Source organism: Pseudomonas savastanoi (genome assembly GCF_020917325.1).
Classification (GTDB): Bacteria; Pseudomonadota; Gammaproteobacteria; order Pseudomonadales; family Pseudomonadaceae; genus Aquipseudomonas; species Aquipseudomonas amygdali.
In genome coordinates this window covers 2934256-2958533 of sequence record NZ_CP076652.1, presented here as the reverse complement: position 1 = coordinate 2958533, position 24278 = coordinate 2934256, and the positions used below count along the sequence as shown (strand labels likewise).

The 24278-nt window shown below is 57.8% G+C and carries 21 protein-coding genes and 1 pseudogene; 6 read left to right on the top strand and 16 right to left on the bottom strand.

Annotated elements, in window-relative coordinates; all coding sequences use genetic code 11:
• Positions 1-180 precede the first annotated feature (180 nt).
• Complete coding sequence (locus KP808_RS12715; RefSeq protein ID WP_058408585.1) at positions 181-1035, top strand: helix-turn-helix domain-containing protein; 855 nt, start codon at positions 181-183, stop codon at positions 1033-1035.
• A gap of 558 nt (positions 1036-1593) precedes the next feature.
• On the opposite strand, the gene KP808_RS12710 is transcribed toward KP808_RS12715, so the two are convergent.
• The 3 genes from KP808_RS12710 to KP808_RS12700 form a co-directional block, all read right to left on the bottom strand.
• Positions 1594-2616, bottom strand: coding sequence for a zinc-dependent alcohol dehydrogenase family protein (locus KP808_RS12710; RefSeq protein ID WP_230018768.1), 1023 nt, complete (start codon positions 2614-2616; stop codon positions 1594-1596).
• Between the two features lie 280 nt (positions 2617-2896).
• Positions 2897-3745, bottom strand: coding sequence for an SDR family NAD(P)-dependent oxidoreductase (locus tag KP808_RS12705; protein WP_230018766.1), 849 nt, complete (start codon positions 3743-3745; stop codon positions 2897-2899).
• A complete protein-coding gene (locus KP808_RS12700; RefSeq protein WP_407692677.1) occupies positions 3742-5112 on the bottom strand; it encodes a flavin-containing monooxygenase in 1371 nt (456 codons plus the stop codon). The genes KP808_RS12705 and KP808_RS12700 overlap by 4 nt, the downstream gene beginning before the upstream one ends.
• 264 nt (positions 5113-5376) lie before the next feature.
• On the opposite strand from KP808_RS12700, the gene KP808_RS12695 reads away from it, so the two are divergent.
• The 3 genes from KP808_RS12695 (at position 5377) to KP808_RS12685 (ending at position 7899) form a co-directional block, all read left to right on the top strand.
• The gene (locus KP808_RS12695) at positions 5377-6444 is read left to right on the top strand and encodes an AraC family transcriptional regulator (protein ID WP_058408588.1); all 1068 of its coding nucleotides are present in this window, start codon (positions 5377-5379) and stop codon (positions 6442-6444) included.
• A gap of 148 nt (positions 6445-6592) precedes the next feature.
• On the top strand, positions 6593-6916 hold the full coding sequence (locus tag KP808_RS12690) for a hypothetical protein (RefSeq protein ID WP_230018763.1): 324 nt from the start codon (positions 6593-6595) through the stop codon (positions 6914-6916).
• Positions 6917-7005: 89 nt separating this feature from the next.
• Positions 7006-7899, top strand: a complete 894-nt coding sequence (locus KP808_RS12685; RefSeq protein WP_058408590.1) for a LysR substrate-binding domain-containing protein — start codon at positions 7006-7008, stop codon at positions 7897-7899.
• Here the strand turns inward: KP808_RS12685 and KP808_RS12680 are convergent.
• Genes KP808_RS12680 through KP808_RS12665 form a run of 4 tightly spaced genes read right to left on the bottom strand, consistent with a single transcriptional unit; the run spans position 7872 to position 11898 of the window.
• Positions 7872-9098 (bottom strand): aminotransferase class III-fold pyridoxal phosphate-dependent enzyme, encoded by a 1227-nt coding sequence (locus tag KP808_RS12680; protein ID WP_230018761.1) that lies wholly within the window; start codon positions 9096-9098, stop codon positions 7872-7874. The two genes, KP808_RS12685 and KP808_RS12680, sit on opposite strands and share 28 nt — an antisense overlap.
• 25 nt (positions 9099-9123) lie before the next feature.
• Positions 9124-10410, bottom strand: a complete 1287-nt coding sequence (locus KP808_RS12675) for a TRAP transporter large permease (protein ID WP_230018759.1) — start codon at positions 10408-10410, stop codon at positions 9124-9126.
• Positions 10407-10901: a TRAP transporter small permease gene (locus KP808_RS12670; RefSeq protein WP_058401357.1), complete on the bottom strand. Its 495-nt coding sequence runs from the start codon at positions 10899-10901 to the stop codon at positions 10407-10409. Before KP808_RS12670 ends, KP808_RS12675 begins: the two co-directional genes overlap by 4 nt.
• A 4-nt stretch (positions 10902-10905) precedes the next feature.
• Positions 10906-11898 carry a TRAP transporter substrate-binding protein gene (locus KP808_RS12665; protein ID WP_230018757.1) on the bottom strand — a complete coding sequence of 331 codons (993 nt, stop codon included), beginning with the start codon at positions 11896-11898 and terminating at the stop codon, positions 10906-10908.
• Between the two features lie 374 nt (positions 11899-12272).
• Here KP808_RS12665 and KP808_RS12660 point away from each other — a divergent pair, with 374 nt between their 5' ends.
• Complete coding sequence (locus KP808_RS12660; RefSeq protein WP_058408593.1) at positions 12273-13391, top strand: metallophosphoesterase; 1119 nt, start codon at positions 12273-12275, stop codon at positions 13389-13391.
• A 45-nt stretch (positions 13392-13436) separates the two neighbouring features.
• Here the strand turns inward: KP808_RS12660 and KP808_RS12655 are convergent.
• Together KP808_RS12655 and KP808_RS25955 are read right to left on the bottom strand one after the other, a co-directional pair.
• A pseudogene (locus KP808_RS12655) lies at positions 13437-14917 on the bottom strand (putative bifunctional diguanylate cyclase/phosphodiesterase).
• 274 nt (positions 14918-15191) lie between these two features.
• Positions 15192-16553 (bottom strand): methyl-accepting chemotaxis protein, encoded by a 1362-nt coding sequence (locus KP808_RS25955; RefSeq protein WP_326839561.1) that lies wholly within the window; start codon positions 16551-16553, stop codon positions 15192-15194.
• Between the two features lie 253 nt (positions 16554-16806).
• On the opposite strand from KP808_RS25955, the gene KP808_RS12640 reads away from it, so the two are divergent.
• Positions 16807-17253: an NUDIX hydrolase gene (locus tag KP808_RS12640; protein WP_230018755.1), complete on the top strand. Its 447-nt coding sequence runs from the start codon at positions 16807-16809 to the stop codon at positions 17251-17253.
• 4 nt (positions 17254-17257) lie between these two features.
• Here the strand turns inward: KP808_RS12640 and KP808_RS12635 are convergent, their stop codons facing one another.
• The 7 genes from KP808_RS12635 to KP808_RS12605 are packed head-to-tail and all read right to left on the bottom strand — an operon-like array spanning position 17258 to position 24274.
• Positions 17258-17896, bottom strand: coding sequence for an RraA family protein (locus KP808_RS12635; RefSeq protein WP_080396300.1), 639 nt, complete (start codon positions 17894-17896; stop codon positions 17258-17260).
• Entirely contained in the window at positions 17893-18672 is a 780-nt protein-coding gene (locus KP808_RS12630; protein WP_230018753.1) for an IucA/IucC family C-terminal-domain containing protein, read from the bottom strand. The genes KP808_RS12635 and KP808_RS12630 overlap by 4 nt, the downstream gene beginning before the upstream one ends.
• Positions 18669-19460: an ABC transporter ATP-binding protein gene (locus KP808_RS12625; protein ID WP_005777341.1), complete on the bottom strand. Its 792-nt coding sequence runs from the start codon at positions 19458-19460 to the stop codon at positions 18669-18671. Before KP808_RS12625 ends, KP808_RS12630 begins: the two co-directional genes overlap by 4 nt.
• A gap of 10 nt (positions 19461-19470) precedes the next feature.
• A complete protein-coding gene (locus KP808_RS12620) occupies positions 19471-20502 on the bottom strand; it encodes a FecCD family ABC transporter permease (RefSeq protein ID WP_230018752.1) in 1032 nt (343 codons plus the stop codon).
• Positions 20495-21484, bottom strand: coding sequence for a FecCD family ABC transporter permease (locus tag KP808_RS12615; protein WP_230018750.1), 990 nt, complete (start codon positions 21482-21484; stop codon positions 20495-20497). Before KP808_RS12615 ends, KP808_RS12620 begins: the two co-directional genes overlap by 8 nt.
• Positions 21481-22401, bottom strand: coding sequence for an ABC transporter substrate-binding protein (locus KP808_RS12610; RefSeq protein WP_230018748.1), 921 nt, complete (start codon positions 22399-22401; stop codon positions 21481-21483). The genes KP808_RS12615 and KP808_RS12610 overlap by 4 nt, the downstream gene beginning before the upstream one ends.
• Positions 22391-24274 carry an IucA/IucC family protein gene (locus KP808_RS12605; RefSeq protein ID WP_230018745.1) on the bottom strand — a complete coding sequence of 628 codons (1884 nt, stop codon included), beginning with the start codon at positions 24272-24274 and terminating at the stop codon, positions 22391-22393. The genes KP808_RS12610 and KP808_RS12605 overlap by 11 nt, the downstream gene beginning before the upstream one ends.
• Positions 24275-24278: the final 4 nt, after the last annotated feature.

The window sequence follows — 24278 nt, the reverse complement described above, 5'->3', positions numbered from 1 at the left end:
CGGCGTCGTTCGCTATGGTTTCAGATTCAGCCTCTGTTCAGTAAGCGTGAACATTATATTAAGGTCTACATACAACCTGTTTGACTGCAGTCTTCGAAAAGACAATGCACTCCTGAACTCATCTGCTGAATCAAGGCTGCGCCTTGGCGTGTCTCTTTTTAAACGGAAAAAGGAATACCGATGAACATGCAACAGCTCTTCCCGCATCTTGGCAAAGTGATCTCCGGTATCGGAAGCCGCCACTTCGCCCGCCTGCTCCATGAGATGATCACGGCCTCGCTCCCCGTGGATGCTACCCATGTCATTCAAGGGCTTACTCGGTCTACGAGCGAAGCGGCCGGCGCTCCCCCCATTGGTGCATTTGGTGGAAATTTGCACCAGGTGCTCAACCAAGGTATCGATAGCAGGCGCCTTGAGCCTGTTCTGCTGAGCCCCACAGAGCTGGCAGATACACGGGTCGATAAATCCATCAGGTTTGAATCGCCGGCCTACAATGCGCAAAAAAATCCAGGTCACCTTCAGGCTCATGCTTCTCGCCCCCAGGTACACCTCGCGTACCCGGGCAAGGGGCAATATGTACTGTCGGTTTATCGAGCCCCCTCTGCCAAGGCATTCACCAGTCAGGAGCGTGCTCAGCTCAAGGACTTATCCTGGGTCGTTTTGCCGATCGTGAAGCAACACATTGCAACCGTGACCCCTACCCTTGTTTCGACAACACCCTCATCTGCCATGAACAGCTTGAAAAACAATGATGCCATGGAAGGCCTGCGCCAGCGTTTCCTCAGTCGCCTTGAGGCATCGGAACTTAGCCTGTCTTCCCGCGAAACCGAAGTCTGCGTAGGGCTGCTGGCGGGTCTCACTGTGCCTCAACTGGCGGACAGGCTTGATCTGAAAGTCAGCACAGTGGAAAGCTACTTCAAGCGCGCAGCGATAAAAATGAGCATCGGTGGTCGTAGTGCACTGCTTCGATGGCTGCATGCCGCACACCGGGTGCAGCGTCCCGTCGCTGTCGAGATGCTTCAGAAGGCGGTCTGAGCGGAGGAGGTTTTTTATTGTTGCATCACTTTCAAAGATTCTCCCATCATGCAGCGGTGCGATCTGTCGACCGGTTGATCCACGCCTCGATTCGCTACCGCTGCGCCATCCGGCATTCGCCAACTATCATCACCGCACCGCTCGACGTATAAAAGTCGAGGGCAAGAACCTCGAACTTATCGTCGCCGCAGCTGGACTCGGCTGCTGATCCCGCCCGACACGACACCTTTCGCCGCCTTTGGGCTTGGGTATGCGTCTGCATAGGCCCCTCATCTTCAAGTCATTCGCGAAACCGTTGCCGATTACGTTTGCAAGCGCTCCCATTCCTTGCGCGCATAAAAAAACCCGCCGAAGCGGGTTGTTTTTTCCATCAATACCATTCCAACATCCTGTCGGTAGCCATCCCGGCAATGGTGATCATCCGTGACCTGTGAAGCGCTTCCTGCGCTTGCAGTTGATGGGTGTAGATTGCTCCTTCGCAGTGGCGCCGTACAGAGTGGATCCACTCCAGCTCGTGTAAGCCTTTCGCCATTCTCCAGATGATCCTGTGCTCTGCCCTCAGTCGCGCTCAAACTCGATCAACACCTTCCCTATATGCTTTGCCGCAGCAAAATAAGCATAGGCCTGGGGTGCATCAGCAAATTTGAACGTCCTGGCAACGACGGTTTCAACCCCATTTGCCTCGATTGCGCGTATGAGGTCGGTAAACATCGCGCGGCTACCATTGGCAATGCCCCTGATGGTTACATTTTTAAGGATGAGGGACAGGTAATCGGGAATCGGAGAGTGCTGCCCTGGAGTCACACCAATGACCGCGATACGTCCGTTGACGGAAGCGGCAGCGATGGATTGCCCCAGGGTGTCCTGGCCTCCGGTTTCGAGGATGATGTCCGCACCGGTGTTATTGGTGAGCGCCATGACTTGCGCAGCCCAGTCAGGGTGTGTTCGATAATTGATGGTGATTTCCGCGCCCATCTGGCGGGCGATGTCCAGTTTTTCGTCACTTGATGAGGTGATTGCCACGCGCGCGCCGTGGAGCCTGGCAAGCTTCAAAGCGGCCAGCGCCACCCCGCCGGTTCCCAGACAAAGGACCAGCTCGCCCGTTTTGACCTTGCACACTTCCATCAGCGCGTTCCAGGCTGTCAGGCCCGCAGATGCCAGCGCGGCAACATCCTGGTCAGCCAGCGAGTCCGGCACGCGAATCAACGCTGCGGCGGGTAATACGACTTTTTCCGCCAGCCAGCCGTCGTGGGTTACACCGACGTCATGGGCAAACACGTCGATTCTGAATGGGCCTTCCAGCCAGTCCGGGAAGTGACCGCAGATAACCCGGTCACCCACTTTGACCTGACTGACGCCCTCGCCTACAGCGATGACCTCGCCCACACCTTCGGAAACCGGAATGCGCTCTGGCTCCTGTCTGGCACCGTAAACGCCATGAAGGATCTGGACATCACGACTGATGAGACTCACCAGACGAGGCGCCACAATGGCTTGCCCCGGTCCGGCAACCGGCTCGGGTCGAGTGGTCGCGGTCAGGGCGTCAAGGCCTTGTTGAGATCCGATCTGAAAAGCTTTCATTAAAATAATCCTTGTATCGTCGGCGCGAAGGGCTGCACATATCACGCCTCGAAAAATACAGTTGTAGCCTGCTCAGAGCTGTGCAGTTACAACCTGACGCCCACACGATACCTGCTTATGGCCGAGCAGCAAGTTCCGCACTGGCATCAGCGCGCCGCTTTTCAATGATCTCCACGCAACCGTCCGTCCGGTTCGATCAACTGTCATCGCCCCTGGACGAGCGATGTCCGCAAGCCCTTAGCCCTGAAACGCTCTGTATTTTCCGCAGCACAGACGACTGCTATTTCAAACGCCAAACCCCCTCCACCCGGTGCGCCAGGCCACGCTCGCCGAGCGACTCGATGTACTTCTTCATGCCTTTCTCTCCGCGCTTTTGCAGCAATCGGGTGGTGCGCGGCAACAGGTTGGGGAACAGCATAGCCAGACTGGATGCCAAGGATTCGCTCGGTTTCGGTGTCCGTTCCAGACACGGTTTGTCGAGCATGAGTAACACCTGACGTGCGACGTCGTCCGGCGATTGTGGCGGTGCAATGAACTGTAAAGCGTTGCCGCCTTCGATCGCTTCCTTGCGCAGCATTTGGGTGTCTGTCGCGGTTGGCAGGATGGAACCGACCTTGATGCCCTTCTCGGCCAGATCCAGTCCGATCGAGAGCATTGCGCCGCGCAGTCCGAACTTGCTGGCGCAGTAGATCGGTGATTCGGGCGTGGGAAATAGGCCCCCCAGTGAAACAGTGGATATGATCCGGGCGTCGCTCGATCGCTTGAGCAACGGAATGGCCATGCGAGTCAGGATCAGCGGTGCGACGAGATTGATGTTGAGCTCTCGACTGATGCTTTCCACCGAGCGTGTATCAAACGCTTCGACTACTGCAATGGCGGCATTGTTGATCAACACGTCAAGTCGGCCAAACTCTGACTCTATGTAGGTCATCAAGCCTGCCAGGCTTTCTTGGTCGGTCAGATCAACTACATAGGGAAAAGCATCTTCGCCGAGGTTTTCAGCCAACATGCGCAGCTGCTTTTCGTCGATGTCCGCCAGTATCAGTTGCATGCCCCTGCGGATCAGCTGGGCGCAGATCGCCTGGCCAATGCCGCCGGCCGCGCCGGTAATCAGAACCACCGTTTTCATAAGCACGTCTCCTGAATGGCGACCTTCTGTTGCATTGGCGCAGCAATATAGCCAGCACCTTTACGCAGGCTTTTGTAATAGCCCTCTTCGACCGCAGGCCAGCCTAGGCTGTGAAACAGCTTGCGCAGGTATTTCTTGAGCGCATGCGCCTCCAGGTACACCTCGTGGCGTTGGGATTTGACGAACTTGATTCCCCCGGAAAGATCCGGGTCGTCGGTAGCAATCAACTGATCGAAATGACTGGCCTGGACTTTCTGATGCAATTGGTCACGCAAGTAACAAGCGACAGCATGCGCCTCGCTATCAAACAGCTTATAGGCGCTCGAGTTGGTCTCGACGTACCCGATGCCGAACAGGTTGTGATGCTCACGACTGAAAATAGACAGGTACAACCGGGGCCGACCGCCCTGCCACTCGAAATATTTCGCGGCATAGGGGCAGCTCCATTTATACCCGGTGGCATAGAGCACCAGATCGAGCGGCTCACGCGTGCCGTCTTTGAACACCACGTGCTGACCCTCGTAGTGGGACACGTCCGGCTTTACCTGAATATCGCCGTGCTGCAGGTAGTGCAGCAACTGGGTATTGAGCAACGGGTGGCTTTCAAAGAGCTTGTGGTCCGGTCTGGGCAAGCCAAAGCGCCGGGTATCACCATTGATGACCCGCAAAATCGTCTGGAAAACCGGGCGCGCCAGCCACATTGGCAGTTGCGGTCCCTTTTCACCGAATTCATCAACCGGCATTCCGAACAGATGTTTGGGAATGAGGTGGTAGCCGCGACGCATGCTGATAAAGGCTTTATCGGCATGTTTGGCCGCATCGCAGGCAATATCGGCACCGGAGTTGCCCGCACCGATGACCATTACCCGCTTGCCCTTGAATTCGTCGGGGTTCTTGTACGTTACCGAGTGCCGAACGGTGCCTTCAAACTGGCCTTTCACTTCGGGCATGTTCGGGTCCCAGTTACAGCCGGTGGCACACACCACCGCGCGATAGCGGCGTCGTTCACCGTTGGCCAGCGTGACTAGCCAGCGTCCATCCTGTTCTTTTTCTACGTCTTTGACCGCAGTGTTGAAACGGATCCTGTCGTACAGATCGAACGCCATCGCAAAAGAGCGAACGTACTCGAAAATCTGTCGATTGCTCGGATAATCGGGAAAGTGCGCGGGCATGGGATAGTCGATAAACCCTGACTGATCGCGAGAGGAGATAAAGTGCGCCGATTGGTACATCGGGGTTCCGGGATTATTGATATCCCATACGCCTCCCACTTCGCTGTGTCGCTCGAACTGCTCGTAATCGAGGCCTTGGCGCTTGAGCGCCCTCGCCATGCACAGCCCGCCAGGGCCGCTTCCGATAATGCACACCGCGTCGGCGCAATCGTGGATCTTGTTGTTGTCGTGGCTCACTTTGTATTCCTCGGGTTCAACAGCGAGAACCCTAAGTTAGCCAAGGAGACACGGAGCATGCAGGGGGCCAATGGACGTAAAAGGGGGTGGTAACGGACTTGTTCGGCTGCCTGATCGGGTCGATGATTAATTTAACGATTCAAGGGGTGTTTTGGCTGCTTTTTCAGGCATGCTGTGATTCGATAAAACAATAAAACCTGTTTGTAAAAGGTCCGGATCAACATGAAACTCATTGCTGACCCACTGTTCTCTGAAGCCTCGGCTCCGCCGCAGGTATCGCGCATGCTCCTGCAATATGCGACCGAACGTGGCGTCGATGCCGAGTGGCTATGCCGTGGCCTGGGTTTTGCCCCTGATGACCTGAAAAAGCCCGGCTATCTTCTGTCGCATCGGCAAAGCAACCTGCTGGTACGCCGGACAATCACGGTGCTGGGTGATGACGGCTTGGGTCTGTCGGTCGGCGAGCGCCAGACAGCAGTGTCATGGGGCATTGTCGGACTGGGTATGCAGGCCAGTCCCACGCTGGGTGACGCGCTGGATCTGGCTCTCCGTTATCAGAAACATGCCGGTGCCCTGCTCCGCCATCGAATGGAGCTTCATGAAGGTCGCTGCCTGACCTACATGGTGCCGCAGTTCTTTGACCCTGACGTGATCAGCTTTTATCTGGAAGAGGCATTCGCCAGCGCGATGGCCATCGCCCGACATCTGACTGGGCATCATGAGATGCTCCCCAGCCGCATCGAGCTTGAGTATCCAGAGCCTGCGCACCGGCAACGATACAGCGAAATATTCCGCTGCCCGGTGGTATTTGCCGGTGCTCACAACCTGATCGAATTCGATGCCCGGTGGCTGGACATTCCATTGTTGACGCGCGATGACTTCGTGGCTGCAGAAGTGGCAGAGTTGCTGGACAGTGCAAACTGGGAAGATAAAGGCACGTCAGATCTTGTCGAAACCGTTCAACGGGAAATACGCAAGCGTCTCTGCGCTCCGCCGTCACTCAATGACCTTGCGCAACAGCTCAATATCGGCGAACGCACCTTAAGGCGTCGTCTTGACGAGGCGGGCCAATCCTATCAGGGCGTTATCGACTCGCTACGCAGGGCCAGGGCATTGTCACTCCTGAGCCACCGTGAAACGAAATTGATCGACGTTGCGACTGAAACCGGCTTCAGCGATATTCGTGATTTCCGTCGAGCGTTCAAACGCTGGACCGGGGTAACGCCCCGCGAGGCCAGATACGAAATTCAACAATTTCGAAAAGACATCCAGCGCCTGTCAACTTCCTGAGTTTTCATGTACTCGCTAGAACATACGTGATCATCGAACGTCCGCTGCCGCCCCCTTTTGTGTCCGCTCAACCCCTGATCGTTCTGTGACCGGTTGTTTATCGTAGCTCTCTGCTCTCCATAAATAATCAAACAAGAGATGGGCCGCGATGACAGAACGAGTGCTTGTTACCGGGGGTGGCGGTTTTGTGGAAATAGCTGGCATTGTGCGCCGTTTGCATCGACGCCCCTGGTTATTGCCGCGCTACCGCATTCCCAACGCTATTGTCAGGTTGATTGGTCCATTCTTCGGGCTCACTCAGGATTATCTGAGCAAGCACCTTGGCATTCGCTTTGTGGTGGATAACCAGCGCAGCCTGAATGATCTGGGCATCAAATATAGATCCATCACGGAAACGCTGACAGATCATTACCGTTGCTGGGATATGCAGCGTCAGCTCAACAGCCAGGCGAATGAGAAGCTTCGGTCGTGACTTTCAAGTTGCTGTACTTCTCGTAACGGCACTTAACGGAATGGAACGTGCATAGACCTCGCTTACCAGGTTTCACCCGAGGTCTCCCCATGCGCCATCTCGATACCGATTGCCTTGCTGCTTTTGTTGCTGTCATCGATTGCGGCGGGTTCACCACTGCCGGTGAGCGTATCGGCAAGACCCAGGCAGCTGTCAGCCTTATGCTGGGGCGGCTGGAGGCCCGGGTCGGGCGCAAGCTGTTGGAGCGGTCTCGCCGTGGCGTTACGCTGACGGAGCATGGTGAACGGCTGATCGGCTACGCCAGGCGTATCCAGATGCTCGAAGACGAGGCGCTTGCCGCACTCGATTGCGGGCAGGAAGCCACTCGCGTTCGTATAGGCATGCCGGATGACTATCTTGAGTCGCTGGGCTGCGAGCTCATGCAGGCGTTCACCCTGCGCCATCCGCATCTGCAGGTAGAAATCATCTGTGATTTTTCTTCTCGCCTGGAGTCCATGATTACCGAAGGTAGCATCGACCTGGCGATCATCACCCGCTCCGGTACCAAGGTGCAGGGTGAGTTACTTAGGTGCGAACCGATGTTGTGGTGCGCAGCGCCGGGGCATTTTCCCGAGCAGCAGAAGGTTTTGCCGTTGTCGTTATTTACCGAAAGCTGCCGGGCGCGTCCGCAGATCATTGAGGCGCTGGATCTGTTGGGTACGCCCTGGCGGGTGGTCAGTTCTTCATCTCATCTACCGGGAGTCATGCATTCGGTTCGTCTAGGCAACTCGGTGACGGTATTGCCCGCTTCAGTTGTTCCATCTGGCTGGCGCATCCTGAAATCCGAGCAGTTGCCCCGGCTGCCGAGCATCGAACTGGAGCTGCTGGTGCCCGAACATGCCCTGTTGAATACCCGCCGCCTGGCGCATTTCGTCCGTGATTGCTTTCAGGCCGAAAGCCGTTCTGAAAGCGAGTCTCAAAGCGAGGCGATTGCAGCTTTGTAGCCTTCAAGCACCGCTTGCAGCGCTTTTTCCTGATGCGCAAAGGTCAGGTAAGTTCGGCCAAAGGCAAACGGCATGCTCATGACCCGTTCGCGGCGCAGCGCCTTGTGCAGCGCGAGCGTCCACGCGCTGTCAGCCACGTGCGCCGCATCAGCGTAGGTTCTGGGTGGCGTCGCCGAGGGCCATAACGTGAACACTGACCCGTAACCCGTACTGCTCACGGCCATGCCTTTGCTGGCAAAGGCCGCGACCAGTTGGGCGCGCAGCTGGTCACCGCGTGTCAGCAGTGCGGCATAGTTGGCGGTCGCCAGTTGCTTGAGGGTTGCCAGTACTGCAGCGCACGCTGGCGGCGCTCCGCTGTAGGTGCCGGCGCGTACGATTTTTCCCTGCTCGAAAAGCCCCATGTATTCGGGTTTGCCAACCAGCGCGGCGACCGGAATACCACTGCCGATTGCCTTGCCGACCGTGGCCAGATCAGGCTCGGCACCCAGCAGCGTGCCGGTCAGCCCTGGACACAGGCGCAACCCCATCAACACTTCATCCAGGATAACCAGTGCGCCATTACGGTGAGCCAGATCGCTGAGGTGCTTTAAATAGCCCGGCGCAGGCTCAATGCAGCCCGCGTTGGCCAACACGGGTTCCACCACCAGGGCCGCGATGTCGCTGTAATCGCGAAACAGTTGTTCGGCATCCTCAAAATCGTTGTAGCGCAACAGCAGCATGCCATCACGTTCAGGCCGGGTTGTGCCGCTCATCAAGGCCGAGGCCTGCCCCGCATTGCCAAAGGCTACCGAGTCGTACCAGCCATCATAGCCGGCAGCGAACTTTACAATGCGCTGGCGACCCGTCGCCACGCGCGCGGTGCGGCAGGCCAGGTGCACGGCTTCGCTGCCAGTGTTGAGGAATATCACCTGGCTGAGATCGCCGGTGAATGTCGCCAATGCGGCAGCAGCGGCCTCCTCGTCCGCGTGGGCAAAGGAAGGCATCGGGCCGTTGAGCATTGCTGCACTGGCCGCGGCCATGACCTCCACCTGAGCATGGCCAAGCATGGTTGCACCAAAACCCATTGCGGTATCCACGTAACGCACGCCCTTGCTGTCCCACAGCCACGGCCCGTTAGAGCGTGCGACATTGAAAGCCTGGCCGTCAATTTCGGGCAAAGCGCGGCCGCCGCTGGAAATTCCACCGATCAAATGTTTCATCTTTATTCTCAGGAAATGGGAGGTATCAATAGCCCATGACGCGGGGCAACCATTGGGTCAGATTCGGGAAAAACACCAGCAAGGCGATGGCAAACGCCGTGGCGATCCAGAACGGTATCAATCGTCGTGAGACGGAGCCGATATCAATACGCCCGACATTGCACACCACAAAGATGTTGGTGCCGATAGGCGGAGTGAACAGCCCCCAGCCCAGGGTCATGGTGAAGATCAGACCGATCTGGTAGGGCTCGAAACCTGCCGCCTTGGCAACGGGCACCAGAATGGGCGCGAGGATGATCATGGCCGGGCCGAGGTCAAGCCAGAAACCGACGACCTTGAGCACCAGAATCACCAGCAATATGGTGACCAGCGGGCCGGTATGCAGGCCGACAATCCAGGTGGCCACTGTATGGGGCACCAGTTCGAAGGTCAGGATCCAGCCAAACGGCATGGCCACGGCCATGATGATCATTACCGAGCCGGTGGTGGTCACCGCTTCGGTCACGGCCGGGAACAGATCGCGCCAGCCCAGTTGTCGATAGACAATGGTGCCGACGAACAGCGCATAGAGTACCGACAGCGACGCTGCTTCGGTGGCCGTGGCAAAGCCGGTCACTATCGCCCCGAGCACCATGAACGGCATCAGCAATGCAGGCAGCGCACCACCGGTGTCACGCAGGAACAGGCCCCAGTCCATCTTGCCTTCGGCTTTTGGAAAGCCCTCGCGAACCCCGACTATGTAGGCGGTCATCATAAAGACTGCGGCGAGCATCAGGCCAGGGATCACGCCGGCCATGAACAGACCACCGATGGACGTATTGGTCAGCACGCCGAACATGATCAGGATGACGCTCGGCGGTACGATAATGCCCAGCGTTCCGGAGGCTGCGGTAACAGCGGCGGCGAATGCACGTGGGTAGCCGCGTGCTTCCATCACTGGAATCATGACCTTGGCAACGGTACCGGTATCGGCTGTGGCTGATCCGGTCAGACCGCCATAGACGAACGCAGTGGCCACGTTCACCAGCCCCAGTCCGCCGCGCAAGCGCCCGAAACAGTGCTCCGCAACGCGCATGATGCGCAGCGTCAGGCCTCCACGGTTCATCAACTCTCCGGCCAGCAGAAACAATGGAATAGAGGCCAGGGTGGATGAGTCCGCGCCGCGCAGTGTCTGCTGGGCGAGCCAGGCCAGCGGCATGTGCAGATCACCCCACAGCAGGGCCGCGATACTGCCACCGGCCATCGCCCAGACGACGGGCAAGCCCGCCATCAGCAAACAGAAAAACGCCAGAAAAAGGATCAGCACGGTCATGGGCGTACCCCGTTGCGAATCAGGCGTGTCAGACGAACCACAGCCAGTAGCGCAAGCATCGCGGCGGCGCTGATCAACGCCAGTGAACTCAGCCCCGCGGGCCAGCGCAGCACCGGGGTCGGCATCCAGCCAGTGCGTGAAATGAACGCCACACCGCTGCTCAGCAGCCATGCGCTGATCCCCAGCAGGGCCAGGCTGGCAAAGGCATCCAGCGCCTTTTGCAGAGAGACTGGCAGCATGCTCACCAGCCCCTGGAATCGCACGTTCTCGTGCCTGATTTCAGCGATCACCGCGCCAATGAACGTCACCCAGATAAAACCGATGGTGGCGATCTCGAACGACCATTCGAAGCCATGCAGATTCAGGTAACGCGAGAGGACGCCCGCCAGAATGGACAGAAAGGTCACGGCGAACATCAGCGAGCCGAATACAGCAAGGCAGCGTTCAGCCAGGCTGCTGGGTGGTTGGTCGGGATGCGGGCTGATAGACATGGCGTCACTCGCCTTGCGCGTCGTGCCGCAGCTGGCTGACGAAGTCTTCGCCCCAGACCTTGCCGAACTGGGCATACACCGGGTTGCTCAACTCGCGGAATGGGCGCGGGTTGACGTCATTGAACTTCACGCCTTTGTCCTGCATTTCCTGCTGAATCTTGCTGTACACCGCTTCCAGCTGCGAGCGATACCAGGCTGTGGTGTCTACCACGGCCTTGTCGAGAGCAGCCCGATCAGTTGCGCTCAGGCTTTCATACTTGTCCTTGTTGATGAACCAGAAGTTAGCCGACCACACGTAGTTCGAGAGCGAGACATATTTGGCGACCTCATACCACTTCTGGTCGTAAAAATCGCGCAGCTCGGGCTCCACACCGTCCACTACACCCGATTGCAGCGAGGTATAAACCTCGCCAAACGGAATCGACTGCCCCAGTCCGCCCAGTTGCTTGATAGTTGCCAGGATCACGGGGTTAGGCGGCGTGCGTATTTTCAGGCCACTGAGGTCTGCGGGCTGAATTATCGGGTGTTTGCTGTTGGCGAACTGGCGAAAGCCAGAGTCCAGCGCCGAGAGCATGACGAAGCCATGGTCCTGGCCCATGCTGAGGAATTTCTTGCCGGCTGCGCTATCGAGGTAGGCATGCACGGCGACCGAATCTTCGAACAGAAATGGCAGCGACAGCGCATTCAGGCGTGGATCAATGCCGTCAGTCGAGCCGCCCAGGCCAATGTCGATGGCTCCTGCGCCGACCGAATCGACAATAGGCGCTTCGTCACCCAATTGCCCGTCGGGATAGACCTGTACGTTCAATTCGCCTTTCGTCTCGGCGCTGACCTCGGCAGCAAAACGTGTCATTGCCTGATTGATCAGGCTGCTGGAGCTTGAGGCATGGGCTAAACGTAACGTCTGGCCCGCCATTGCGGCATTTGCACCGATCAGCAAAGCCAGCCCGGTCAAGGCTCCGAGAACAGCGTTTAGACGAGATGGGAATCTGAGCATGGCGGCGAACCCTACGTTGAATAGCGTTGCAGCCATTAACCATGAGTGCGGACCGTAGCGTCAATTGAGAGATGGCTTTTTGCGATTAGGATGCTTAATGCATCTATACATTTATTTATGGATGCCACTTCCTGCCATTCCAACGTTCTCAGTCAATGCGCCAGGCCCTGAAAATCCGCGTCATGAGGGGATCATCGCGAGCAAAGCCGGGCCCGCAGCCGAAAGCGGCCCCAACCACGTTTCCAGTATCGGGTGTTGCTTCATCCGCTTATGAATCAAGTGAGGAAAACCCCAGTCAACTGACTCGGAACCCATCGGTCGACGCCTCGAGAGGCGAGCCGTTACTATCGGCGGATGACTAAAGGAGCGCTTTGATGTTTCACGTTATGTTCAGCCTGCCCTGCCTGTACGTTATCGCCAGGTTCTTGTGGCCAATGCCGTGGGCGCTATCAACCAGAATTGCCGTTGCTCTGCTGCTTGTTCTAGCCTCGCAATATCACCTGTATTGCCGGTTTTCCTCCGGAAGCGTGTTCTCGCCGGAATTTCCACGCGACCTTGTGATGCTGTTCAACTGGGCATTCGGCGCGATCCTGTTGCTTGCGGTGTTGCAAATCATCGTCGATATCGGAACGTTGCTGACGATGTTGCTGCGCCGAAAAATACTGACCATTCCGGCCAATCTGCGCTACGTCATCGGTGTGGCGGCCCTGGTGCTGGCGGCAATCGGCGTGCAGCAGGCCGTGCGCGTGCCACCTGTGAAAGATATCCAGATCGCGATCAAAAACCTGCCTGTGCAATTCGAGGGCTACAAGGTATTGCAGCTGACTGACATGCATATCAGTCGCCTGTTTGACGCGCCGTGGACACAGGCGGTGGTGCAGCAGTCGAATGCGCTGGGAGTGGATCTGATCGTCATCACCGGCGACCTGATCGATGGCTCGCTCAGCGACCGAAAGCAGGATGTCGAGGCTTTACGCGATTTACGGGCACCGGACGGCGTGTATGTCATACCCGGTAATCATGAGTACTTTTTCGACAACCAGACGTGGATGCAGCACTTTGTCTCGCTGGGGATGGTGCCACTCGCCAACAGCCACACCCTGATCGAGCGCGACGGCGCACGGATCGCTTTGGCCGGGGTCACCGATGTGACCGCACCAAAGACCGGCTTCCCCGCGCCAGACGTTGAAAAAGCCATAGCAGGCATCGCAAAAGACACCCCGATCATCCTGCTCGACCATCAACCCAGAAACGCGCGAGAAACTGCGGCTAAAGGCGTTGCTGTACAACTTTCCGGCCATACCCATGGCGGAATGATCTTCGGTCTTCACCGCCTGCTGGCCCTGGCCAACGGGGGATTTGTGTCGGGACTTTATGATGTCGGCGGGATGCAGCTGTACGTCAACAACGGCACCGCACTCTGGCCCGGATTTGCCATTCGTCTTGGCCAGCCTTCGGAGTTGACCCGGATTACGCTTCGGCGGGCGATGTAGCTTGCCATTAGTGGGGCGCCATATCCCGTGCGCCCAACGTTCGCGCTACCCGGCAATGGCTCGCGCCCTTACCGGCCCGTCGGGCTCGGCCATTGCCAGCAACGCTGTCACCTGGGCCAAAGGCAAGGGCCGTCCGAACAAGTAACCTTGAGCAAATCGCACTCATGGGAGGCTAACCAGTCTGCCAGCCCCTCTTGCTCAACTCCCTCGGCGGTGATTTTCATGCGCAGACTTTTACCCAGAGCGAGGATGGCCTTGACCATCTCATTCTGGTTCTCAAGAGTCGTATCAAAGAACGATCTATCGATTTTTATCTTGTCGATGGCCAGTTTGGTCAAATGATAAAGCCCTGAATAGCCCGTACCGAAATCGTCCAGCGCTACGCTCACACCCATAGCGCGCAAGCGCTCCAGGTTCAGGCGTGCACTGTCGACATTGGCCACAAGGGCATTTTCCGTCACTTCCACTTCCAGCCGTCTCAGTGGGAATTTACCTTCGCTGGCCACGTGCGCCAACCAGTCGGGAAAATCGACACTTTCGATCATCAATGAAGTGACGTTGATGGCCAGCGTAAAATCGCTCGGCCAGTCACGCGCCTGATCGAAGGCCTGAAGCAGGAGACTTTCAGTGAGCTGCTTGATTAGCCCCAGCTGTTCTGCCACGGGTATGAAGTCAAGCGGCATGATAATTCCGCGCTCGGGGTGCAGCCATCGCGCCAATAGTTCGACCCCCGCGAGGCGTTGCTCCGGAAGATTGACAATAGGCTGATAGAACGGCGGGATATTTTTTTCCTCAATAGCCTGTCTCAATTCCTGCGCGAACAACTCCTGTTGGCGTTGTTCGCGCTCGAAACTGACTTCATAAAAGTTAAACGTGGCGCGGCCGCCGTTCTTGCCTCTGTACATGGCGCTGTCGGCATGCTGCAGCAGGATGTCGGCATCCGAACCGTCCAACGGCGCAATTGCAATGCCCAAGGTCGCACTAAGCGCTAAACGCGGAAAATTCGCACTGGACTCTGCGATTTTAGCCAACACACTTTCAGCCAGCGTTGCCAGTTCAACCTGACTGAAGTCACCACTGACCGCCAGACCGAACTCGTCCCCGCCGAGTCGAGCTACGGAAGCCTGCCACCCTATTGTCGCGTCTCGCAGACTTTCCGCAACGGCGCAAATCGCCGCGTCTCCCACTGCATGCCCGTGGGTGTCGTTGATCAGCTTGAATTTATCCAGATCGATCAGGAAAACGGCGGTTTGCGAAGATGGCTGCTCCAGGCGCGCAACCAGCTGCTCGTGAAACACGCGCCGATTGAGCAGGCCAGACAAAGGATCGTGACGGGCCAGAGAGTCGCTGAGCGCCTGCGACTTCAGCAAGTCGTTGTAGCTGTCTTGCAAGCGTTGCATCAGGCGCTTCAAAAGAATGAACGGTACGACCATCGACAGCAACGCAAACCCGGTCGACGTCAATACAAAACGCCAACGCTCGGCATCTTCGAAGTCTTGATCATACGGCAAGTTCATGGCGTACATAGCGAAGGACTCAAGCTTGAATTCCCACGCTATGGCCAACAAAAAAATAGAAAACAGGTAAAGCCACAACAGGGTGTAAAGGTATTTACGAACCATGTGCGGACTGCGAATGAATGACATGAACGCTACGCTCGAATGACGGCAGGTGTACGACTGCAGGCAGTTCAGCGGTCGCCAGACTTCACGCTTACCGGCATTCGCTAAGCCCTATTGCCCCTTGCCAGGATGATGACCGGGAACACTACCGGGCTCGATAGTGTTCCGCCGTTTGCAACTAACTCGAGCGCTGATCGACAAACCGACTGACGGCTCGAACTACTGTGTTGGCGCCTTGCTGGATTTCCTGCATGACACGATCTGCATCGTTAGCCAGCACCAGCGCCTCGGAAGCCTGCTCGGTACTGCGCACAATCACGCCCACGGCATCTGAAGCAAGGCTCTGATTGGTCTTCACGACGTTTACGATTTCTTCTGCCGCTTTGGTCGTGCGTGAGGCCAACTGGCGTACCTCATCGGCCACCACCGCGAACCCCCTGCCCTGTTCGCCCGCCCTCGCGGCTTCAATAGCTGCGTTCAGTGCGAGCAAATTGGTTTGCTCGGCGATTCCACTGATGGTTTTTATGATCGTTCCAATGACCTGACTTTGAGAGTCCAGCGCCTCAATGCCTCGCGTAGCCTCTTCCATCGAAATTGTCAGTTGGCCCAGCATCTGCAGGGTGTCTTTGATGACTTTTCGGCCTTGCTGTGCACTGCCGTCGGTATCGATAGATGTTTGATAGGCCATCTCCGACGCTTCAGCGACAGCTTTCTCACGCTCAACCTGTTCAGTAATCACCGTCGCAAACTTGGCGATTTTATAGAGCTTGCCATTGGCGTCGGTAATCGGGTTATAGGACGCTTCCAGCCATACATCACGACCGGACTTGTCGACGCGCCGGAAACGGTCAACGATAAATTCACCCCGACGCAGCCTTTCCCAAAACAGCGTATAGGCGTCGGAGGAAGACTCTTCAGGCAAACAAAACATTTTGTGATGTTTTCCCTTTATCTGATGTAACTCGTAACCCATTGCTTTCAGAAAGTTGTCATTGGCTGTAATGACTATTCCATCGAGGGTGAAGTCAATAACAGCGGTGGACCGTTGCAGCGCGTTCACGAGAGCTTCGTTCTCGCGAGAGGCTTCAATGGTGCGCGTCAAAACGCTTGAGTACAGCGTGATCTGCTCCACACCGCCGGTTTCGTTCTTAAAGGGAACGACCACGGTTCTCAACCACACCCTGGCCCCTGTTTTGCTGACCAGGCGCAAGGTGCCGCTGAAATGTTTGCCGTCCCGAATAGCCGCCAGGGCGCGCTTCTGGTGAACATCACCGCTCAGTTCTGGCGGGCTCAGTTCAGAAAGACTGCGCCCGGCAATCTCGGCTTGTGCATAGCTCAGCTCTGTCTCGAACAAGGCATTGACTGACTGCACTTTGCCCGCCCCGTCCAGAACGGCGGCAACTGTCTCCAGATTCAGAATTTGCCCTGCTTGTTCAAGCATGGCGAGGCGGCGCTCCAATGCCTTGTTGGTTTTTTTCAACTGAGAGTTAAACATTGCGGCTATCCGGGACAGTTTGGGCTTGCCACCTTCATCGGTCATAGAAGCGAAATCTTTAGCGCCCTCGTCAACTAAACGCCGGAAAATCCTGATATAAATTCTGAAGTCTGATTTGGGATCCAGATTGCCGTTTTAGTCGTACGATAACGGTTAATACATGACGATTAATTGTAAGTTTGCACGGAATTAATTTGTAAGCTGGCTGTCTGCCAGCTACCCACCTGAATAATAGCTGAACAACACGCTGATGGCGTCTGTGTATAGTCATGCAGAACGCTGGAAAGGAGTTTTATTCATGTCAGAACCGCGCATTCGTGCCCTCGCTCTTTGCGTTTTTCACCATCACGGAAAAATACTGGTCAACGAATTTCACGACGCGGTCGCAAAGCGAACGCTTTTTCGCCCTATTGGCGGAGGCATTGAATTTGGCGAACGGAGTATCGATGCCGTGGTCCGGGAAGTGTATGAAGAACTGGGCTTTTCGATCAGCAACGTTCGGTTGATTGGCACGTTGGAGAGCATTTTTACCTACGCGGGCAAGCGAGGGCACGAGATCGTGCAGGTCTACGATGCAATATTTGACGACGCAGAAATCTATAAGAAGCCTTGGCTGGATGGCCTTGAAAGCGACGGGGCAACTTTCAAGGCCGCGTGGCATTCTGGTTCCAGTTTTACCCGCGAATCTACGCTTGTACCTGAAGGGCTGTTTGATCTACTCAAGAATGCGTCTCTGCTGGATTAATGTGCTAACCGGCAGCAGGTGCTTCATCCCTGTCCAGTCGTCGCAAAAACTCCTCCCGTTTCTCATGGTCCGCTTGTTCCTTGGCCAGCAACCCAGGCAACAACTCACTCGCCTGCTGCGCACTCAGGATGAACACTCCGTCGTCATCGCCAATGGCAATGTCTCCCGGATTAATGACAACCCCACCGATATTGATCGGCCCATTGAGTTCACCACGTTCCCCCAGACTTCGCGTGGTCACCGCACTGATACCTCGGCTGAATACCGGCAGACGATGTTCGCGTAAGGCGGCGATGTCGGTAACCGCACCTGATATGACTACGCCGGCCAGGCCCTTGATGAGCGCGGCCAAGGTACGCAGTTCGCCCCAGCAGGCGCAATGATCGTCACCGACGCATTCAATGACCAGCACGTCGCCAGGCAGACTGTTAAGCAATGCATCGCGCAGGATGCTGCCGTCGGGCAGCTCTACTTTGACTGTAACCACGTTGCCGACCAGTCGAGCGCCGTCGAACAGCGGTCTGATCCCTGGCAGATAGCCGCTGTCGGTCAGGTGGCCGATGGTGGAGGCGGCAATGCCCCGGTATTGCTCTATCACGGCGTCGCTGAGCTGTTGCTGGCGGTGTGCAATGTGCTTGTTCATCGACATTTTTTTGGCCTCAATAACGGGCAGGTCGAGCAATACTCGACGGGGTTGCTGGCGTCGTAATAGAAGCAGCAGGTGCGTCGAAAACGGATGCTTTTGCCCTCGGCTTCCAGCAAAACCGGTGGGCGGCGGAAGTGTTTCAGCGGGTTGTAGTTCAGGCCGAACAGTGCCGGGTCGGCCTGATTCAGCAGCCAGTCGAAATCGGCTTCATAGCGCTGTCGAATCGCCGGGTCTTCAACCTTTTCCATACGTTTGTCGTACAGCGAATAGACACGTACGGCGGTGTTTTCCCAAAGGATTCGCCGGGAAATGCCAGTGATACGGTTGAAGGTCTCCCACAGCGGCTGCAACAGGTCGCGGAACAAGGTGCCGACAATCACCTCACGCCACACCTCGCGGGTGCCCTGTTCATAACCCACAGGTGTTAAGTCGTCCAAGGGCATTGAGGAGGTCCACAGGCCGTCATCGTGTGCGTATTCGATCACGCTATTGTCCAGCGACAGGATCAAGCCCTTGTCGTAGACCGACATGGCGTACAGGCAGGCACCGGTGCTCAGGAAGGAAAAGCGCTTGGCCAGCAGCGACGCGGTGATCGCCTGCGTCGGAGAGCCGATGACCGGCCCCAATGCTGCAAGCAATTGTTCGCACACGTTGTCGTCCAGCAAGGCGCGGGCTGGCAACGAGCGGGTATCGCGGTCAACTGCGTGTTTGAGGCGCAATGCCCCGGACAGCAGTGCCCATTCGGGTTCGCTGAAAGCCTGTGCAAGGCTCATTGCGGCAGTTCCCGACCAAAGGGAATGCACAGCGGCGTACCAAAGAACGGGTCGGCGATGATCCGGCAATTAAGGCCGAAGACCTGCTTGACCAGCGCTTCACTGAGGATGTCGGCCGGACGTCCCTGGGCAAAGGCGGTGCGCTCGTGGACGGCGACCATGTGATCGGCATAACGGCAAGCCAGGTTCAGATCATGCAGGACCATGACAATGGTCTTGCCTTCCTGGCGATTGAGGTCGCGTAACAAGTCCAGCACCTCGATCTGATGAGCCAGGTCGAGAAAGGTCGTCGGCTCATCCAGCAATACGATGTCGGTATCCTGGGCCAGCGTCATGGCGATCCACGCGCGCTGACGCTGGCCGCCTGACAGGGCATCAACGGGCCGCTCGGCCAGTTCCTGCATACCGGTCTGCGCCAGCGCCCGTTCGACCATGGCTTCATCCTGAACGGACCATTGCTGCATCCAGTTCTGATAGGGATAACGGCCCAGCGCCACCAGTTGACGTACGCTGATGCCCTCTGGCGCGCTTGGCATTTGCGGCAGAATCGCCAGTTCACGCGCGACCGTAGCAGTGGATTTCTGGTGGATATCGGCACCGTTGAGCACCACAGTGCCCTGCTGCGGCTTGAGCAGACGCGCCAGGGATTTGAGCAAGGTGCTTTTGCCGCAACCGTTACTGCCGATCAGCACGCTCACCTGGCCCGCGGGCAACTGCAGATCAAGGCTGTCGATGATCACCTGCCGCTGGTAACTCAGGGTCAGGTCGTGGGTTGCGATTGACGCCATCCGTAATTCCTTAATGCCGCTGGTTGATCAATAAGTAGAGAAAAAACGGTGTGCCCAGAACCGCGACAAAAATCCCTGCGGGCAGGTCCAGCGGCAGGAACAGCGTGCGCCCGGCCAGGTCGGCGAGCATCACCAGGTTGGCACCGATCAGCGCCGCCATCAGCGCCTGCCCGGTAAACCCCGGTGGCATCAGGCGTTTGCCAATGTGCGGCGCAATCAGGCCGACAAAGGCAATCGCCCCGCCCCACGCAACCGCCAGACCTGCAAGCGCAACACTCACCAGCAGCAGCCCGGCGCGCAGCCATTGCACGCGCACACCGATGCCCTGAGCCAGATCATCATCGAGCTGCTGCATGCGCACCTGGCGGGCGAGCAGCACCAGCAGCGGTAAAGTCAGCGCCAGCCAGCCCGCCAGGGCGCGGGGCTCCGGCCAACTGGCACCATACACGCTCCCGGTCAGCCAGACATAAGCCGACAAGGTGGTGGTCAGCGGGCTGAACACCAGAACGAACGTCGTCACTGCTGCCAGCAGGGCCGACACCCCTACCCCGATCAACACCATGCGCAATGGTGAAGCACCCTGATTCCACGCCAGCAGATAGATGACCAGTGCGGCAAGGCCTGCACCGCAGATCGCCGCCAAGGGCAGAAATTGCGCCCCCAAAGCAGCCGAGAAGAATGACAGATACAGCACTGCCGCCGCGCTGGCACCGCTGGTGATACCCAACAGGTCCGGCGAAGCCAGCGGATTGCGGATGATGCTTTGCAGGATCAGCCCGGACACCGCCAGTGCCGCGCCGACGAGTGCCGCCAGCACCAGCCGGGGCATGCGCAGTTGTTCGACGATGAAGACCAGACTTGCATCCGCCTGACCGGTAAAAACATTCAAAAGGGTCGCGGGCGACAGGTTGATTTTGCCCACGGCCAGCGAGCCCAGAGCGATCAGCAATGTCAGCGTTGCGCCGATCAACAGACGTATCAATGCAGTCAGGCTGAACTGCCGGGAAAAACCGCGGTGGCGCAGGGTCAGATGCCTATCCATAACGTGCCCCCCGGCGAACCAGCGCAATAAAGAACGGCGCGCCGAACAGTGCGGTCATCACGCCCACCGGCACTTCCTGAGGCACGATCACCACCCGCGCCAGCGTATCGGCCAGCAGCAACAGCGTTGCGCCCAGCAACGCGCAGCCGGGCAGCAGCCAGCGATGATCGATGGACAGTGTCTTGCGTACCATGTGCGGCACCAGCAGCCCGATGAAACCAATGCTCCCGGCCAACGCCACGGCGCTGCCCGCCAGGGCAATGATCACGATGCTCATCAGCAGGCGAATCAAACCTGTGCGCTGGCCCAGTGCGGTTGCGATGGCTTCTCCGGTGTTGAGCACGTTGACCTGCCCGGCTAGCACCAGTGACCCGGCCAGTGCCACAACCACGCATACCAGTAATGGCGCGGCGGTGGCCAGATCGCGTTCCGACAAGGAACCGGCCAGCCAGAACAATACGGTGTCCAGACCGTCCTGATTGACCACCAGCAACGCTTGACTGAACGCGGTAAACAGCGCGGTGATAGCCGCACCGGCCAACACAATTCGCAATGGGTTGAGACTGCCCTGCCCGCGGTTGCCGATTATCCAGACAATAGTCCCTGCTACCGCCGCGCCAATGAACGCGCACCACAGCCACTGGCTCATGGACGAAAGCGCAAACAACGACGAACAGGCAATGATCGAAAACGTCGCCCCGGCATTGATGCCGAACAGACCGGGCGAGGCCAGCGGGTTGCGCGTCAGTGCCTGCATCAGCGCGCCAGCAACCGCCAGACTGGAACCCACGGCGATGGCCATCAGGGTTCGCGTCAGGCGCGTATCGAGCAGCACATGCTCGATAGTGCTAAGCGCATCGGGCTGCCACACACTTCGGACAATCGCAGAGGGCGATATCCAGGTGGCTCCGGTTGCCAGGCTCAATCCCATGCACGCTATCAACACCAACAGTCCCAGACCCAGTTTTACCGCAGCGGTCATGAGGGACTATCCGCCATGGCCACGCGAGCGATTTCATCGAGCATGCGGTTGGCACCCAGAATGCCACCGGACAGGCTCCAGGCAACGGCATCCACGCGCCATACCTGGCCGTCCTGCGCCGCGCGCAACTGTTGCCAGAACGGGTGTCGGACCAGCTTGTCGTAGTTTTGCTGCGCGGCTTTGCTGTCCGCGCGCTGAAAAATGAAAAACAGGTCGGCATCGACCACAGGCAAACTCTCTTTGCTGCTGAGTTTAAGGGAAACGCCCGTTGCTTCGCGGGCAGCGGGCGTCCAGGCGAAGCCCAGTTCGGTCAGCACCGAACCTGCAAAGCTGGCAGGCAGATAGCTGCGGATATGATCTTCACGAATGTCGAGCACCGACACGGTGATCGGCCAGCGCCCGGCAAACTTCTCCTGCAACCGGCTGCGCACCGCCGTCACACGCTGTTGCCATTGGCCCAGCAGGTCCATGGCCTGCTGTTGACGCAGCATGGCAGCGCCCATCATCGCCAGGGTGCGCTTGAACTCGAACACCTCTTCCAGCATCAGCACGGGGCTGATCTGCTCAAGCAACGGCGCGATGCGTTGATGGCGAAAGCGTGATGCGACGATCAGATCGGGCTTGAGCAGCACGATATCTTCAAGGCTAGGCTGGGTTTCCAGGCCCACATGCGGCACCGCCGCCAGCGCCGGGCGCAGGTAGCGGTACATCGGTTTTTCGCTCCAGGAATCCACCACGCCGCACGGCGTCACGCCCAGGGCCACGGCGCTGTCGGACGCCCCCTGAAACAGCGTGACGACTCTTGGTGGCGTTGCACGCAATGGCTCTGCCCAGGCAATGCCGGGCAGCGCCAGTAACCCCAATGACAGGCGCAATACCGTGCGCCGCGAAGGATGCAAAGGTTGGTCAGGTTGCACGGCGCAACCTGTGGAACGGGTTGACCACCTCGCCCTTGCCGAACGGCATGCTGCCCGGCCCGCCTGCGCGCTCGATCATGGGTGTAAGCAAGAGTTTCTGCGGCCAGTTGGGGGCTTCGAACAGTTGATGCCTGATCATGGCACGCGCCTCGTCGTCAAATTCGATGGTTGTAATGAGATTATCCAGAACATCGCGCAATACCGTCCACAGCGCTGTGACCGGTACCTCATACACCTGGGCCAGAGTATCCATGATTGCCCGCACGTTTACCTGAATGCCCAGTGTCTGCAGCCAGAACAACAGGTCTTCAGGGCGGTCATGATAAAGCGTATTGGCATGGCCTTTCTTGATTCGATATTCCGGGTCGCGCATGCCGTTACGCTCAAGCCAGGGCACGAAAATACGCAACGAGTCGTGGTCGCGCAACAACAGCCCTTGTGCTTCGCCGGCTTTCCAGACCATGACTGCGTTCTGGCCATGAACCTCGCCGAGCATGCCCAGGCGGAACATGCGCAGGTTAATGTCAAAGAAACTGTGGCTCAGCTCGCGGAACAGCGTGAGTACCGAAGCCTGATTGCGCGGCAGGTCGCGATAGTCCATCCACTCATCGAAGAAATGCCGATTGCTGCCTGGCAACGGTGTACCCAGCGCCGCCATCGGCAGCAGGCGGCAGTCCGGATCGTCGAGCAAGGCTGCCGGATAGCCTCGCACCATCGCCGAAAGGTGCCGGGGACCTTCGTCGAACAGAGTGGCCTGGGGTGGCATGAACGCCCACCATTTGCGTTCATCGCACAGGTGCAGCGAGCGGCTCAGGGTTTCATCCTTGTCGACAACCTGACGCAACAGTTTCTCACTCAGCCCACCATTGATCATTTTCACTGCTGGCAGGTAGCGGGACGCGCCGAGCGAATAGATCGCCATGGGCAATTTGAGGTAATCGGGGCTGTCGAAGCACGGCGTCATCGAACGCAGCGATGAGGTGGCGTATACCGCGGCCTCGTTGAAGGCCAGACGTTGACAATCGCCCCTGGCGAACGCGTCGCCCAGTTGGACCTGCAGAACATGCTCGAATTGCCAAGGATGAACCGGCAGCGCAACGTGACTGTCGGCAATGCCGCGCTGTTGCAGTTCCTGCTTGAGGACTGCTTGCAGATTCTCTGGCAGCAGGTGGCGGGCAGGGAAAGACTCGTTCAAATCCCCTACTCCGTCACCGCATTGCAGCAAGGTTTTGTCGACGGCGACCCAGTTCAGCGCCACCGGCCGGGCAAACTCAGCCTGATACTGTTGGTATTCCTGCTCGTTCAAGCCTTGCTTGGCTTTGGCCAGTGGATGGTATGGGCGATCACGTAGCGAAGCCCACTGTTCCATCGTCCTGAAGAACGTAGCGCCGTCCTGTGCCATCAGGTTGTGCTCGTCGACTTTATGGTCCAGCGACAACGCGGTCTGCCAGACACTGATGCGCAACACCTCCAGAAACAGCGCTATGCCCTTTTCATTGTCCTGGCGCTCGCTGTCCTGAAGCAGGGTTGTTTTACCGGCGAATACCCATTTCATGAACTCTTCCGGGGACAACTGTGTCCAGCGCTCAGCCTGACGGCCCAGCACCGGCGTGCCGGGCACTTTCTCCCATTGTTGAGTAATGCCTGGGCGCAGCGCGACGCTGATGAAGCGCTGCTCCGAGTCATCGCAGCACCATTCCCAGATTTGTTGTGTGCTGCTCTGCCCTTCAAGTTTTGGGGCTTGCGGGTGGCGCGCTTGCCAGTGAGCGGTGTCCTGCAGGCTCAATGGCTCGCGGCCAAAGAAATCTTCAGCCAGCAGGCAATCGACCAGATCCTGCATGACCAGGTCAGCGGCGAGTGAAGTGAAGTTCATCGGA

Excerpts from the sequence above, each read along its gene's own strand:
- KP808_RS12715 (WP_058408585.1), top strand. The coding sequence starts at position 181 with ATGAACATGCAACAGCTCTTCCCGCATCTTGGCAAAGTGATCTCCGGT.
- KP808_RS12630 (WP_230018753.1), bottom strand. The coding sequence starts at position 18,672 with ATGAGCCTTGCACAGGCTTTCAGCGAACCCGAATGGGCACTGCTGTCC.
- KP808_RS12615 (WP_230018750.1), bottom strand. The coding sequence starts at position 21,484 with ATGACCGCTGCGGTAAAACTGGGTCTGGGACTGTTGGTGTTGATAGCG.
- KP808_RS12640 (WP_230018755.1), top strand. The coding sequence starts at position 16,807 with ATGTCAGAACCGCGCATTCGTGCCCTCGCTCTTTGCGTTTTTCACCAT.
- KP808_RS25955 (WP_326839561.1), bottom strand. The coding sequence starts at position 16,553 with ATGACCGATGAAGGTGGCAAGCCCAAACTGTCCCGGATAGCCGCAATG.
- KP808_RS12685 (WP_058408590.1), top strand. The coding sequence starts at position 7,006 with ATGCGCCATCTCGATACCGATTGCCTTGCTGCTTTTGTTGCTGTCATC.
- KP808_RS12710 (WP_230018768.1), bottom strand. The coding sequence starts at position 2,616 with ATGAAAGCTTTTCAGATCGGATCTCAACAAGGCCTTGACGCCCTGACC.
- KP808_RS12660 (WP_058408593.1), top strand. The coding sequence starts at position 12,273 with ATGTTTCACGTTATGTTCAGCCTGCCCTGCCTGTACGTTATCGCCAGG.
- KP808_RS12605 (WP_230018745.1), bottom strand. The coding sequence starts at position 24,274 with ATGAACTTCACTTCACTCGCCGCTGACCTGGTCATGCAGGATCTGGTC.
- KP808_RS12705 (WP_230018766.1), bottom strand. The coding sequence starts at position 3,745 with ATGAAAACGGTGGTTCTGATTACCGGCGCGGCCGGCGGCATTGGCCAG.
- KP808_RS12680 (WP_230018761.1), bottom strand. The coding sequence starts at position 9,098 with ATGAAACATTTGATCGGTGGAATTTCCAGCGGCGGCCGCGCTTTGCCC.
- KP808_RS12690 (WP_230018763.1), top strand. The coding sequence starts at position 6,593 with ATGACAGAACGAGTGCTTGTTACCGGGGGTGGCGGTTTTGTGGAAATA.
- KP808_RS12635 (WP_080396300.1), bottom strand. The coding sequence starts at position 17,896 with ATGAACAAGCACATTGCACACCGCCAGCAACAGCTCAGCGACGCCGTG.
- KP808_RS12665 (WP_230018757.1), bottom strand. The coding sequence starts at position 11,898 with ATGCTCAGATTCCCATCTCGTCTAAACGCTGTTCTCGGAGCCTTGACC.
- KP808_RS12695 (WP_058408588.1), top strand. The coding sequence starts at position 5,377 with ATGAAACTCATTGCTGACCCACTGTTCTCTGAAGCCTCGGCTCCGCCG.
- KP808_RS12620 (WP_230018752.1), bottom strand. The coding sequence starts at position 20,502 with ATGGATAGGCATCTGACCCTGCGCCACCGCGGTTTTTCCCGGCAGTTC.
- KP808_RS12625 (WP_005777341.1), bottom strand. The coding sequence starts at position 19,460 with ATGGCGTCAATCGCAACCCACGACCTGACCCTGAGTTACCAGCGGCAG.
- KP808_RS12675 (WP_230018759.1), bottom strand. The coding sequence starts at position 10,410 with ATGACCGTGCTGATCCTTTTTCTGGCGTTTTTCTGTTTGCTGATGGCG.
- KP808_RS12670 (WP_058401357.1), bottom strand. The coding sequence starts at position 10,901 with ATGTCTATCAGCCCGCATCCCGACCAACCACCCAGCAGCCTGGCTGAA.